This is a genomic window from Pengzhenrongella sicca (genome assembly GCF_017569225.1).
In the GTDB taxonomy this organism is placed as follows: Bacteria; Actinomycetota; Actinomycetes; order Actinomycetales; family Cellulomonadaceae; genus Pengzhenrongella; species Pengzhenrongella sicca.
Genome location: NZ_CP071868.1, coordinates 4,167,816 through 4,180,804 on the forward strand (window position 1 = coordinate 4,167,816; position 12,989 = coordinate 4,180,804).

The window sequence follows — 12,989 nt, forward strand, 5'->3', positions numbered from 1 at the left end:
GTGTCCACCCACGCCCGGTTTTGTGAGCCTTCTGTGCGGCTGGCGCGCGGAATCCCCTGAAAACTGCTCGTGGGGGAACCGCTCGTGGGGGAAACGGGCGGCGGGGGGGCGGGCGGCGGGGGTCATCGGCGGGAGGTCCGTTCTGCTAGGGACATGACCGTGGCCGTGAGGAGGGCGAGGAGGACCGAGGCCGCGAGGGCCATGCCGTGGTTCTCGGGGCCGGGGCGGCCGATCAGGCGGAAGATGACGACCGGCAGCGTCGGCGCGTCCGGCCGGGCGAGGAACGACGTCGCGCCGAACTCGCCGAGCGACACCGCGAACGCGAACCCGACCGCCAGCCCGAGCGCGCGGGCGACGATCGGGCCGTCGACAGTCGCGAGGATCCGGCCGGGGCTCGCGCCGAGCGCGGTGGCGGCCTCGCGCAGGCGCGGGTCGATCGCGCGGAGCACCGGGAGCACCGTGCGCACCACGAGCGGGATCGCGACGACGGCCTGCGCGATCGGCACGAGCAGCCCGCTGGTGCGCAGGTCGACCGGGATGCCCAGCGGCCGGTCGAGCGTGATGAGGAAGCCGAACCCGACCGTCACGGCCGAGACGCCGAGCGGCAGCATGAACGCGCCGTCGAGCAGCGCGATCGCGTGCCGCCCGGCCCGCGCGCGCGGGCGGCGGGACACCACGAGCGCCACGAGCCCGCCCAGCACGACGGCGAGCACGGTGGCGTCGACCGCGGCGCGCAGCGAGTTCTCCGCCGCCTCCCACACGGTCACCGAGAGCGCGTTCGCGCCGCCGGTCGTGCCCAGGTTCGCGTAGTTGGCGAACCCCCAGCCGTCAGCGGTGCGCAGCGACCCGATCAGCAGGGTCGCCAGGGGCAGGGCCAGGGCCGCGACGACGACGCCGGTCACCGCCACCGCGGCCGCATCACCCCGGCGCAGCGGCCGGCTCGCCCCGGCGGGCGCCGCAAGGTGCAGCGCGCGCTCGCGCCGGGCGCGGGCCCGGGCGGCGACGCCGAGCGCTCCCGCGACGATGACGACCTGCACGACGGACAGCACGGACGCGGCGCGCAGGTCGAGGAACTGCGTCGTCTGGATCCAGATCTCGGTCTCGATCGTGCCGAAGCGCCCGCCGCCGAGGATCAGCACGACCCCGAACGCCGTCGCGCTGAACAGGAACGCGAGCGACGCCGCCGAGGCGATCGCGGGCCCGAGCGCGGGCAGCGTGACCGAGACGAACGCGCGCCACGGGGGCGCGCCGAGCGCGCGGGCCGCCTGCTCGGCGCGGGGGTCGAGCCGCTCCCACAGCCCGCCGACCGTGCGCACGACCACGGTGTAGTTGAAGAACACCAGCGCGGCCACGATCGCCGCGAACGTCCCGTCGAGGTGCAGCGCGCCGAGCGGGCCGCCCTCGATCAGCAGGGCGCGGAAGGCGACCCCGACCACGACGGTCGGCAGCACGAACGGGATCGTCACGAACGCCCGCACCGCGCGCCGGCCGGGGAACGTGCAGCGGTAGAGCACGAACGCGCCCGGCAGGCCGATCAGGAGGCAGATCGCCGTCGCGGTCGAGGCCTGTGCGAGGGTCAGCCCGATGATGCGCCACGTCCGGGGCCGCGCGAAGACCTCGGCGAAGCCGCCAAGGTCGAGCGCGCCGTCGGTCGTGAAGCCGCGCGCGATCAGCGTCACCACGGGCCAGCCGAAGAAGACCCCGAGGAATACGATCGGGATCGCGGCTGCCAGCCCCCAGGCCACCGCGGGCCCGAGGGCGCCGGTGCGCAGCCGCGCGCGCGTGCCGTGCATCGGGCCGGCTAGCCGAGGACCGTGTCGGTCCAGGCGCGGATCCAGTCGTCACGGTGTGCGGAGATCTCGTCGGCCGGGACGGTGAAGGGGGCGTCGGCGAGCGGCGCGTACGTCGCCCAGGCCTCGGGCAGCGGCGCGGCCGGGTCGACCGGGTACATGTACATCTGGTCGGGGATCCCCGCCTGGAATTCCGCGCCGAGCAGGAAGTCGATGAGCTGCTGGGCGCCGTCCGGGTTGGCCGCGCCCGCGATCACGCCGGCGTACTCGACCTGGCGGAAGCACGTGTCCAGGAGCGCGCCCGTCGGGGCCGCCGTCGCGCCGTCGGGCACCTCGAACGGCGGCGACGACGCGTACGAGACGACGAGCGGGCGCGGGCCGGCGCCGGAGGAGCCGGAGAAGTCGACCGAGTAGGCATCCTCCCAGCCATCCGCGACCTTGACGCCGTTCGCGGTCAGGGCGGACCAGTAGGCCTGCCACCCGTCGGCGCCGAACGCGCCGACGGTCGCGAGCAGGAAGGACAGCCCGGGCGAGCTCGTCGCCGGGTTCTCGACCACGAGCAGGTCCCGGTACTCGGGCTCGGCCAGGTCCTCGAGCGTGACCGGCTCGGCCAGGCCCCGCTCGGCGAACCACGCGTGGTCGACGTTCACGCACACGTCGCCGACGTCGATCGGGGTGAGCGAGCCGGCGTCGTCGGCCGCGTACTCGGCCGCGGCGGCGGGCAGGTCGGGCGAGGTGTACGGCGTCAGCACGCCCGCGTCGATCGCGCGCGAGGCGAACGAGTTGTCGATCCCGAACACGACGTCGCCCAGCGGCGAGTCCTTGGTGAGGATGAGCTGGTTGACGAGGGCGCCGCCGTCGCCGGGCGCGACCTGCGTCACGGTCAGCCCGGAAAAGTCCTCGAAGTCGGCGAGCAGGTCGGGGTCGACCGCGAAGGAGTCGTGCGTGACGAGCACGACGGTGCCGCCGGACGAGTCGGCGTCGGCGGACCCGGTGCTGGCCCCCGAGCCGGTGACCGAGCAGCCCGCGAGCGCGAGGCCGGCGCCGGCGAGCGTGGCGACGGCGCCGACGGTGCGCCGTCGGCGTCGGTCGAAGGTCGCCCGGGTCGGGTCGTGCGGCGAGGTGCTCGCCATGGTCGTTCTCCTCCTCATGGATGCAGGAGGGGCCACCTGCGGATCCGCCGACGTCGCTCCCGCGGGGGCGCCGTCGACAGGTCCGAGGATCGAGATTCCCGACTCCCTACGCCGGTGCAAACCGGATCAGGTTCGAGGGTCTGCGGATCACCGCACTCTCAGCGCCTGGTGCCCGGTCACCCGGACGGCGCTCCCCTGTCGTTCGGGCCAAAATCTACACCGGGCACTAGCGTGTTCGCGTACCCACACCAGGAGGACCCATGGCCGAGCAGTCCACCCAGACAACCATCTCGAAGATCGTCGGCGCGTTGGCGGCCGTCGCTGCCGCCTGGGTCGCCCAGAAGATCGTCGCGACCGCCTGGCAGGCGGCGAGCGGGCACACCCCGCCCAAGCCCGACGACGACGGCGACGCCGGCCTCGCCGAGGTCGCCGCGGCGGCGATGGTCACCGGCGCGATCGTGTCGCTGGTGCGGGTTCTGGCGACGCGCGGCACGGCCCGCAAGCTCCGCTAGCCCAAGCACGGCGGCGAGATCGCTTATATGCGGTGAGGTAGTCCATCTGCGGTCAGTTCGTCCATCCGCGGTGAGTTCGTCCCCCTCCATGGACTACCTCACCGCGGATGGACTACCTCGGCGGCGTGGACCCTGAGTCGTCCTCCGCCTGGGCCACGCGCGCCGCCGCGTCCTGGTCGTCCGTGAGGTCGTCGACGACCAGCAGCTCGCTGCGGACCTTGCCCGTCCGGTACCCGGCCCGGCCGACCATGTGCGACGCAACGGGCGAGGTGAGCAGCTGGAAGACCGCCACGAGCATGAGCATCCAGACGGCCGGGCCGCTCCGGATCCGCAGCGCGAGGCCGATCAGCACGAGGATCAGCCCGAGCACCTGCGGCTTGGTCGCGGAGTGCATCCGGGCCAGCAGCTCGGGGAAGCGTACGAGGCCGACCCCCGCCGCGAACGACAGCAGCGCGCCGCCGAGCAGGCACGCCGCGGCCAGGACGTCGGCCACCGTCGTCCAGCTCATGAGGTCACCCCGCCCGGCTCGTCGGGTCGAAGCTGCTCGGGCTCGCCGGCCGCACGCTCGGCGGCCGCACGCTCGGACTCGTCGCGCGCCGCCTGCTCGCGCGCGAGCTCGTCGCGGCTGCGGACCTTGCCCTCGCCGACGGGCTCACGCGACGCGAACCGCGCGATCGTCACGGACCCGACGAAGCCGACGAGGGAGAGCACGACGAGCACCGGGATCGTGTCGATGCGGCGGGAGTAGGCGGCCTCGAGCGCGATGAACGCGACCGTCGTCGTCGCGAACACGTCGAGCGCCACGGTCCGGTCGAGCATGCTCGGGCCCCGCTCGGCCCGGAACAGCGCGCCGGCGGCCGCGAGCGAGAGCAGGATCGCGCACAGGATCAGGACGACCGTCACGCGATCACCCCCGGCGCCGCGGCCCGCGCCGGCCTGGCCGACAGCCCGGCGGCGGCGAGCTGCGCGGGGGACGCGAGCGCCCGCAGCACCCGCTCCTCCTGGTCGAGCACCGAGCGGCGCGCGGCCTCGACCCCGCCGGCGGTGTCGACGTCGAGCACGTGGAGGTAGAGCGTGCTGGTCAGGCGGTGCGCCTCGACCACGATCGACCCGGGCACGAGCGAGCAGAGCTCGGCGGTGAGGGTCAGGTACAGGTCGGACGAGCTGCGCAGCCGCACCCCGATCACGGCGCTGACCGGCGGGCGGCGCCGGAACGCCTGGACCGACACCTGCACGCTCGCGACGACGAGGTCGCGGGCGAAGTGCGCGACCAGCCGGACGAAGCCGAGCGGGTGCAACGTCATGCCGGAGGCGATCGCCGGGAGCGGGAAGACGACGGTCACGACGAGCCCCAGCAGGGCCCCCGCGAGCACGTTGCCGACGGACAGGTCGCCCCACAGCAGGACCCACGCGAGCGTGAGCCAGGCGACGGTCAGCCACTGGATCCGCCCGTGCCGGCGGCGCGGGTGCAGGCTCACGGCGTCACCTCCCCGGCGTCGGTCGTCGCGACGTCGTCGGAGATGCCCGACCCGCGCCCGCCCGCGGGCAGCACCGCCTCGATGTACACCGTGCGGCCGTGCAGGTCGTGCGCGGCGCGCTCGGTGTAGGAGTACAGGGGACCGGCGACGACGGTGAGGCTCACGCCGAGCACGGCGAGCGCCGCGGCGGAGCCGACCATGCCGCGCGGGAGATGGCGCGCGGGCACCGGCGCGGGCGCCGACTGCCAGAACGCCTTGTTCCACGCCTTGATGAGCGCGTACAGGGTGAGCAGCGACGTGACGACCCCGCCCGCGATGAGCGTGTAGGCGAGCGGGGTCCCGACGGCGGCGCCGGCCTGGAGCAGCCCGACCTTGCCGAGGAAGCCCGAGAACGGCGGGATCCCGGCGAGGTTCATCGCCGGGACGAAGAACAGCACGGCGAGGAACGGCGCGATCTTCGCGAGCCCGCCGAGCTGGTCCAGTGACGTCGTCCCGCCGCGCCGCTCGAGCAGGCCCGCGACCAGGAAGAGCGTCGTCTGCACGGTGATGTGGTGCACGACGTAGAAGATCGCGGCCGCCATGCCGGCCTCGCTCGACAGGGCGATCCCGAAGATCATGAACCCAATGTGGCTCACGAGGGTGAACGACAGCAGCCGCTTGATGTCGTTCTGCGCGACCGCGCCCAGCACGCCGACGACCATCGTCGCGAGCGCCGCCCACATCAGCAGGTCGTCCGCCCGGCCGCCCGGGAACAGCAGCGTCTGGGTGCGGATGATCGCGTACACCCCGACCTTGGTCAGCAGGCCCGCGAACACGGCCGTGACGGGCGCGGGCGCCGTCGGGTAGGAGTCGGGCAGCCACGCTGACAGCGGGAAGATCGCCGCCTTGATCCCGAACGCGAGCAGGAGCAGCAGCTGCAGCGCGAGTGCGACGCCGGGGTTGATCTCGGGCAGCCGGAGCGCGAGCTGGGCCATGTTGACGGTGCCCGTCGCCGAGTAGGCCAGGCCGATCGCGAACAGGAAGATCACCGACGACAGCAACGCGACGACGATGTAGATCGTGCCCGACCGGATGCGCTCGGCCGTGCCCGTGAGCGTGATCAGCACGTAGCTCGCCGCGAGCAGCACCTCGAACCCGACGTAGAGGTTGAACAGGTCGCCGGCGAGGAACGCGATCGCGATGCCGGCCGCGAGCACGAGGTAGGACGGGTGGTAGATCGCGACGGGCGTCTCGATGTCGCCGTCGGCGACGCCCTGCGCGAGCGAGTAGACCAGCACGCACAGGGTCACGGCGGAGGAGATCGCAAGCATGAGCGCGCTCAGCCGGTCGGCGACGAGGCTGATCCCGACGGGCGCGGACCAGCCGCCGACGTCGACCGTCAGCGGCCCGGCGTCCGCCTGCACGAGCAGCAGGCAGGAGGCGACGAGCGAGAGCGAGAGGGCGACGAGGGTGATGACCCGCTGCGCGCGCGCGTGCCGCCACAGCGCGAGCGCGAGCCCCGCGCCCGTGAGCGGGAGCACGACGGGCAGCGGGACGAGCCAGGACAGGTCGCTCATGCGGGTCCCGCCCGGCGGCCTGCGGGCCCGACCGGGATCGCCTGCGTCTCGTCGCGCGCCTCGGCCGCCTCCCGCTCGAGGTCGGTCGTGGTGTCGAGCGTGTCGACGTCGGCGAAGCTCGGCTCGTCCAGCGCCGCGAGCCGCGCGATCCGGTGGTCCTCCACGTCGTCCTGCACCTCGTCGTGGCGGTGCAGCTGCCAGGACCGGTACGCCAGCGCCAGCAGGAACGCCGTCATGCCGAGCGTGATGACGATCGCCGTGAGCACCATCGCCTGCGGGAGCGGGTCGCTCATCTCGTCGATCGGGGTCGTGCCGACGATCGGCGCGCCGCCGGCCGCGCCGCCCGCGACGAGAAAGCTGAGGTTGACGCCGTTGCCGATGAGGATGATCCCGATGAGCACGCGGCTCAGGCTCCGCTCGAGCAGCAGGTACACGCCGACCGCGACGAGCACGCCGATCACGACCACCAGCACGAGGTTGGGCGTCATGTCGTGGCTCATCGGGCGGCCTCCTGGGGGTGGTCGGCGGGGTCGTCGGCAAGGTCCCCGGCGGGGTCGTCGGCCCCGACCGCCTCGCCCTGCCGGTCGATCTCCGCGCCGAGGCTGCGCAGCACGTCGAGCACCAGCCCGAGCACCACGAGGAACACCCCGAGGTCGAAGAACAGGGACGTGACGAGGTGGATCGTCCCGATCACGGGGATGTGGAGGTCGACGATCACGCTCTGCAGCACCTCGCCGCCCACGACGAGCGCGGCGAGCCCGACGCCGGCAGAGAGGAACAGGCCGGAGCCGAGCAGCAGGCCGGGATGCACGGGGGCGGCCTCGCCGAGCTCGTACCGGCCCCCGGCGAGGTAGCGCACGATCAGCGCGATGCCCACGACGAGGCCCGCGGCGAACCCCCCGCCGGGCGCGTTGTGGCCGGCGAAGAGCAGGTACATCGCGAACACGATCATCGTGTGGAACAGCAGCCGCGTGACGACCTCGAAGATCACGGACCGGCGCTGCGGCGAGAGCGTGCGCTCGGCCCGCAGCCACGCGCGCGAGCCGCTGGCGGCGGAGGCGGCGGCTGGCCGGAAGCCGGGGTCGGACCGCGCCTCGTGCACCTGCGTGCTCGTGCCGATGCGGCGCAGCGCCGTCATCGGGTCGCTCTCGCCACCCCACACGGCCGGGTGTGGCGTCTCGGCGTCGTCGACGTCGACGACGCGGTGCAGCTCGCCGCTGCGGCGCTGCAGGAAGATCAGCGACGCGACGCCCGTCGCCGCGACGAGCAGGACCGCGATCTCGCCCATCGTGTCCCAGGCACGGATGTCCACCAGGATCACGTTGACGACGTTCTCCCCGCCGCCGAACGCGAGCGCCTCGGCCGGGAAGTCGATCGACTGCGGGAGGTGGATGCGCGCCCCGGGCGCCACGAGCACCAGGCCCGCGACCGTCACGCCGACGGCGACGCCGAGCGCGAGCCGCACCCACCGGCTCGCGGCGAGCGGCCGGTCGGAGAAGTAGGCGGGCAGGCGGCGCAGCACGAGCACGAACACCACCAGCGTGATCGTCTCGACGAGCACCTGGGTGAGCGCGAGGTCCGGCGCTCCGTGCAGAAGGAACAGCATCGCGACGCCGTACCCGCTGATCCCGAGCAGCACGACGGCCTTGAGCCGGCGGCGCGAGCGCGCGGCGAGGATCGCCGAGACGACCACGAGCGCGCCCGCGATCAGCTGCCCCACGGAGTCCCAGGCCCGCACCTGCGTCGGCAGCGTCGTCCCGCGCACGAGCGCGGTGCCGGCCAGTGCGACGAAGACGACAAGGATGCCGCCGAGGTAGACAGGCAGCGAGCCGCGCTGGGTGAGCCCGGTGACGTCGGCGGAGAAGTCGTCGAGCCGGCGCATCGCGCGCCGGTAGACGGCGTCGGCCTCGGGGGCCCGCTGGGCCGCCGCCTGGAACCGCTCGATCGGCCGGCGCAGCGCGAACGCGCCGGCGCCGGTGGCGAGGATCAGGAGCGTCAGCGCGAGCGTCGGGGTCAGGCCGGCCCACAGGACGAGGTGGGACGGCTCGCCCCGCGGGTACGTGTCCGCGTACGGCGCGAGCAGGCTCTCCCCGAGCTGCGGCAGGAGCGCGACCGCCAGCCCGAGGACGGCGAGCAGCAGCGCCGGCCCGACCAGCAGCGCGGGGGGTCGGGTGATCGCGGGCGGCTCGGCCGCGCCGGTCGCGGCGGGCGTGCCGGGCGCGGGCGCGGGATGGGTGACCGACCCCTTCGTCGCGAACGCGCCCCAGAGCAGGCGCAGCCCGTAGGCGACCGTGAGCGCCGATCCGACCACGACCGAGACCAGGACGACGACGCCGGTCCAGCCCGCGTCGTCCTGGATCGCCTCGAGCGCGGCCTCCTTCGCGACGTACCCGGCGAACGGCGGCAGGCCGATCATCGACGCCGTCGCCAGCGCCGCCGCGACCGCGGTGACGGGCAGCGCGCGGCCGACCCCGGAGAGCCGGCGCAGGTCGCGGGTCCCGGTCGCCGCGTCGATCACGCCGACCACCAGGAACAGCGAGGCCTTGAACATCGCGTGCGCGCCGATCATCGCGAGCCCGGCGAGCGCCGCGGCACGCGTGCCGAGCCCGACGAGCAGCACCATCAGCCCGAGCTGGCTCACGGTCCCGAACGCGAGGATGAGCTTGAGGTCGTGCTGGCGCAGCGCGCGGTACCCGCCGAGCAGCAGCGTGCCGCAGCCGAGCGTGACGATCATGACCTGCCAGCCCGTGAGGCCGGAGTACGCGGGGGCGAAACGCGCAACGAGGTAGACGCCGGCCTTGACCATCGCGGCGGCGTGCAGGTAGGCGCTCACGGGAGTCGGCGCGGCCATCGCGGCGGGCAGCCAGAAGTGCACCGGGATGAGCGCGGACTTGGTCGCGGCGCCGAGCAGGACCAGCACGACGGCGACGGAGACGGCCGTGCCGCCGGGCGGGTCCGCGATCACCGCCGAGAGCTGGTAGGTGCCGGCGGCGGCGCCGATGAGGATGAACCCGACGAGCATCGCCAGGCCGCCCGCGGTGGTGATGATGATCGCCTGCATCGCCGCACGCCGGCTCGCCTTGCGGTCCGCGTAGTGGCCGATGAGCAGGTACGACAGCACCGTCGTCAGCTCCCAGAACACGTACAGCAGCAGAAGGTTGTCCGCGACGACGAGGCCGAGCATCGCGCCCGCGAACGCGACGAGCACGCCGCCGAACCGGCCCAGCCCGCCGGCGGTCGCCGAGAAGTACGCGGCGGAGTACACCAGCACGAGGGCGCCCACTCCCCCGACCAGCACGACCATGAGCCAGGACAGCGTGTCGAGCCGGAACGCGAGCTCGAGGTGGAGCCCGGGGACCCACTCGGTGAGCTCGACGGGCCCCTCGCCGCGCAGCACCGCGCTGGTGTGCGCGAGGGCCCAGGCCGCGGCCGACGCCGGCGCGAGCGCGAGGACGAGATAGGCGCGGCGGCCGAGCCAGCGCACGAGCGCAGGCGCAGCCAACGCCATCACGACATGGGCTGCGAGCAACGCCAGCACGTGTGCTCCGTCCTGGTGGTGGGCGGGGTAGCGCTCTGAGTGCGTGCGCGGGGGAGGTGCCACCCAGGATAACAAGGCGTCACCGCCCGGCCGGGTCCCGGGAGGCGCCCCGGCACTCGCGTAGCGTTGACCCGGTGGACACCCTGCGCACGGTCGCGGTCTGGTCGGTCGTCGTCGGCACGGTCGTCGGGCTGGCGTTCTTCGCGCGCGGGATCCGGCAGATCTTTCGCACCGTCCGCATCGGCCGGCCCGCGCCGGACCGGGTCCGGCCCGTCGCCCGGCGCGCGACCGGCGTCGTGCGCGAGATGCTCAGCCACGAGCGGTTCAAGAACAAGCCGGTCGTCAAGGTCGCGCACTGGGTCGTGATGGTGTCGTTCCCCATCCTGTTCCTGACCCTGCTCACCGGCTACGGCCAGCTCACGACGCCGACGTTCGCGCTCCCGGTGATCGGCCACTTCCCGCCGATCGAGTGGGCGATCGAGGCGATCGCGTGGGCGTCGCTGCTCGGGATCGTGGCGCTCATCGTGATCCGGCAGCGCCACCACCCGCGCCGCGCGGCCACGGTCGACGGCGCTGCCGACGGCGAGGTACGCCGTGCCGGCCGCGCCTCGCGGTTCTTCGGGTCCAACCAGGGGCAGGCGTACTTCGTCGAGGCGACCGTGCTCGTCGTCGTGCTCTGCGCGATCGTGCTGCGCGGCCTCGAGTACGCCCTCGCGGCGCAGCTGCCCGCGACCGAGCACCTGGCGACGGGCTGGCACTTCCCGCTCACCGCCTGGTTCGGCGCGTCCTGGGTGGGCGTGGACCGCACGACGCTCGAGGCCGCCGCGATCATCATCTCCGCGGTGAAGATCCTCATGTCGATGTCATGGTTCGTGGTGATCGGGCTGCAGCCCGCGATGGGCGTCGCCTGGCACCGCTTCCTCGCCGTCGTGAACCTCTACGCCCGGCGCGAGCCCGATGGCGGGCCTGCGCTCGGCCCGCTGCAGCCGATGCGCGGCCCCGACGGCGCGGCCCTCGACCTCGAGGCGTTCGCCGACCTGCCCGAGGACGCGCGCCTCGGCGTCGGCGCGATCGAGGAGTTCACCTGGAAGGGCCTGCTCGACTTCTCCACCTGCACCGAGTGCGGCCGCTGCCAGGAGCAGTGCCCCGCTTGGAACACCGCGAAGCCGCTCTCGCCGAAGCTGCTCACCCTCGCGCTGCGCGACCACGCGTACGCGACCGCGCCGTACCTGCAAGCCGGCGCCGCGCTGATGCCCGCGCCGGCGGCCGCGGCGTCGGGCGCGCCTGCGGACGCCGCGGCCGAGGCCGGTCCGGCGATCGACCCCCACACCTTTCGCCTCGTGGGCAACGTCATCGACCCCGAGGTGCTCTGGGCGTGCACGATGTGCGGCGCGTGCGTCGAGCAGTGCCCGGTGGACATCGAGCACATCGACGCGATCGTCGACATGCGCCGGTACGAGGTCCTGATGGAGTCGGCGTTCCCGGCCGAGCTCGGCAAGATGTTCACCAAGCTCGAGCGCAAGGCGAATCCGTGGGGCATGGCGCCGCGGGCCCGCCTCGACTGGGCCAAGGGCCTGCCGTTCGACGTGCCCGTCGTGGGCGTCGACGTCGAGGACGCCCGCGGCCTCGACTACCTGTTCTGGGTCGGCTGCGCGGGCGCGTATGAGGACCGGGCGAAGAAGACGACCCGCGCGGTCGCCGAGCTGCTCGACCTCGCGGGGGTCAGCTTCGCGGTGCTCGGCGACGGCGAGTCCTGCACCGGCGACCCGGCTCGCCGGGCCGGCAACGAGCTGCTGTTCCAGACCCTCGCGCAGGGCAACATCGAGACCCTGACCGAGGTCGGCGCGCAGACCATCGTGGTGACCTGCGCGCACTGCTTCAACACGATCGCGCGCGAGTACCCCCAGCTCGGCGGGCACTACGACGTCGTGCACCACACCGAGCTGCTCAACCGGCTGGTCGCCGAGGGCCGCCTGACGCCCGTGCCCGCCGCGGCGCCCGCGCCCGGCGAGGCGGCGGCGTCGGCGTCGATCGCCGACACCGTGACCTATCACGACCCGTGCTACCTCGGCCGGCACAACAAGATCTACGCCCCGCCGCGCGAGCTGCTCGCCGCGCTGCCCGGCGTCGAGCTGGCCGAGATGCCGCGCAACGCCGAGCGCTCGTTCTGCTGCGGCGCGGGCGGCGCGCGGATGTGGATGGAGGAGAAGACGGGCACCCGGATCAACTCCGCCCGGGCGGCCGAGGCCGTCGCGACCGGCGCCGGCACGATCGCGACGGCGTGCCCGTTCTGCTCCGTGATGCTCGCCGACGGCGTCGCGGCCCAGCCGGCGGCCGTCGACGGCGCGGCGCCGGCCCGCGTCGTCGACGTCGCCCAGCTGCTGCTCGAGCGGGTACGGCCGCCCGCCTGACGGCCCGCCCGCTTCACGACCCGCCCGCCCGACAGTCGGGCCGTTGACGGCGGGCCGCTGTGGGTGCCGCGTGGGAGCATCGTTTCGGGCGAAACCGGACGCCGCCCGGCACGAGGAGGAGGTCGGCATGGCAACGACGCACACCACCAACTACGTCGACACGTTCATCGCGGTCGCGGACGACTGCGCGGCCACCGCAGGCACGGTCCCGCCCGCCCGCGCCCAGCCGAGCATCGCGGAGCTGACCTACGCGATGATCGCGGAGCACCCGTACCGGTACACGTCCGACGACGTGATCTTCACCGTGTGGGCGGACCGGCGCGGCATCGAGCCGGCGGACCGGCCCGCCGCGCGTGCGCGATTCTTCGGCACCGGCCAGCCGTGCCTGCGCTCAAGCGACCTCGGCAAGCGCTACGGCTGGGGCGTGCACGCGGACTCGGGCGGCCGGGTCGCGCTCTACCCGATCGAGTCGGCCGAGTACGCGCTGTTGAGCTCCGGCACGGGGCCGGCTGGGGACGCCACGACGGTCACGCGCGCGATGCGGTCCCGGCGGTCGGGCTAGTCCCAGCGG

The 12,989-nt window shown here is 73.8% G+C and carries 11 protein-coding genes and 1 riboswitch; of the genes, 3 read left to right on the forward strand and 8 right to left on the reverse strand.

Going from position 1 to position 12,989, the window contains the following annotated elements; all coding sequences use genetic code 11:
- Window positions 1-122 precede the first annotated feature (122 nt).
- A complete protein-coding gene (locus J4E96_RS19100; protein WP_227423608.1) occupies window positions 123-1,793 on the reverse strand; it encodes an ABC transporter permease in 1,671 nt (556 codons plus the stop codon).
- Between the two features lie 8 nt (window positions 1,794-1,801).
- A complete protein-coding gene (locus J4E96_RS19105) occupies window positions 1,802-2,923 on the reverse strand; it encodes a thiamine ABC transporter substrate-binding protein (protein ID WP_227423609.1) in 1,122 nt (373 codons plus the stop codon).
- An 86-nt stretch (window positions 2,924-3,009) separates the two neighbouring features.
- Window positions 3,010-3,130, reverse strand: a riboswitch (TPP riboswitch).
- A gap of 53 nt (window positions 3,131-3,183) precedes the next feature.
- Between J4E96_RS19105 and J4E96_RS19110 the strand changes: the two genes are divergently transcribed.
- Window positions 3,184-3,435, forward strand: coding sequence for a DUF4235 domain-containing protein (locus J4E96_RS19110; RefSeq protein WP_227423610.1), 252 nt, complete (start codon window positions 3,184-3,186; stop codon window positions 3,433-3,435).
- 112 nt (window positions 3,436-3,547) lie between these two features.
- On the opposite strand, the gene mnhG is transcribed toward J4E96_RS19110, so the two are convergent.
- From mnhG to J4E96_RS19140, 6 genes are read right to left on the reverse strand one after another with little or no spacing between them, the layout of a single operon-like run.
- A complete protein-coding gene (gene mnhG / locus J4E96_RS19115; RefSeq protein ID WP_227423611.1) occupies window positions 3,548-3,943 on the reverse strand; it encodes a monovalent cation/H(+) antiporter subunit G in 396 nt (131 codons plus the stop codon).
- Window positions 3,940-4,338 carry a monovalent cation/H+ antiporter complex subunit F gene (locus J4E96_RS19120; protein ID WP_227423612.1) on the reverse strand — a complete coding sequence of 133 codons (399 nt, stop codon included), beginning with the start codon at window positions 4,336-4,338 and terminating at the stop codon, window positions 3,940-3,942. Before J4E96_RS19120 ends, mnhG begins: the two co-directional genes overlap by 4 nt.
- On the reverse strand, window positions 4,335-4,913 hold the full coding sequence (locus J4E96_RS19125) for a Na+/H+ antiporter subunit E (RefSeq protein ID WP_227423613.1): 579 nt from the start codon (window positions 4,911-4,913) through the stop codon (window positions 4,335-4,337). The genes J4E96_RS19120 and J4E96_RS19125 overlap by 4 nt, the downstream gene beginning before the upstream one ends.
- The gene (locus tag J4E96_RS19130; RefSeq protein WP_227423614.1) at window positions 4,910-6,469 is read right to left on the reverse strand and encodes a Na+/H+ antiporter subunit D; all 1,560 of its coding nucleotides are present in this window, start codon (window positions 6,467-6,469) and stop codon (window positions 4,910-4,912) included. The genes J4E96_RS19125 and J4E96_RS19130 overlap by 4 nt, the downstream gene beginning before the upstream one ends.
- Window positions 6,466-6,969 (reverse strand): Na(+)/H(+) antiporter subunit C, encoded by a 504-nt coding sequence (locus J4E96_RS19135; protein WP_227423615.1) that lies wholly within the window; start codon window positions 6,967-6,969, stop codon window positions 6,466-6,468. The genes J4E96_RS19130 and J4E96_RS19135 overlap by 4 nt, the downstream gene beginning before the upstream one ends.
- The gene (locus J4E96_RS19140; RefSeq protein WP_227423616.1) at window positions 6,966-10,007 is read right to left on the reverse strand and encodes a Na+/H+ antiporter subunit A; all 3,042 of its coding nucleotides are present in this window, start codon (window positions 10,005-10,007) and stop codon (window positions 6,966-6,968) included. The genes J4E96_RS19135 and J4E96_RS19140 overlap by 4 nt, the downstream gene beginning before the upstream one ends.
- Before the next feature lie 134 nt (window positions 10,008-10,141).
- On the opposite strand from J4E96_RS19140, the gene J4E96_RS19145 reads away from it, so the two are divergent.
- On the forward strand, window positions 10,142-12,418 hold the full coding sequence (locus J4E96_RS19145) for a (Fe-S)-binding protein (RefSeq protein WP_227423617.1): 2,277 nt from the start codon (window positions 10,142-10,144) through the stop codon (window positions 12,416-12,418).
- A gap of 127 nt (window positions 12,419-12,545) precedes the next feature.
- Window positions 12,546-12,980: a DUF6157 family protein gene (locus J4E96_RS19150; protein WP_227423618.1), complete on the forward strand. Its 435-nt coding sequence runs from the start codon at window positions 12,546-12,548 to the stop codon at window positions 12,978-12,980.
- Window positions 12,981-12,989: the final 9 nt, after the last annotated feature.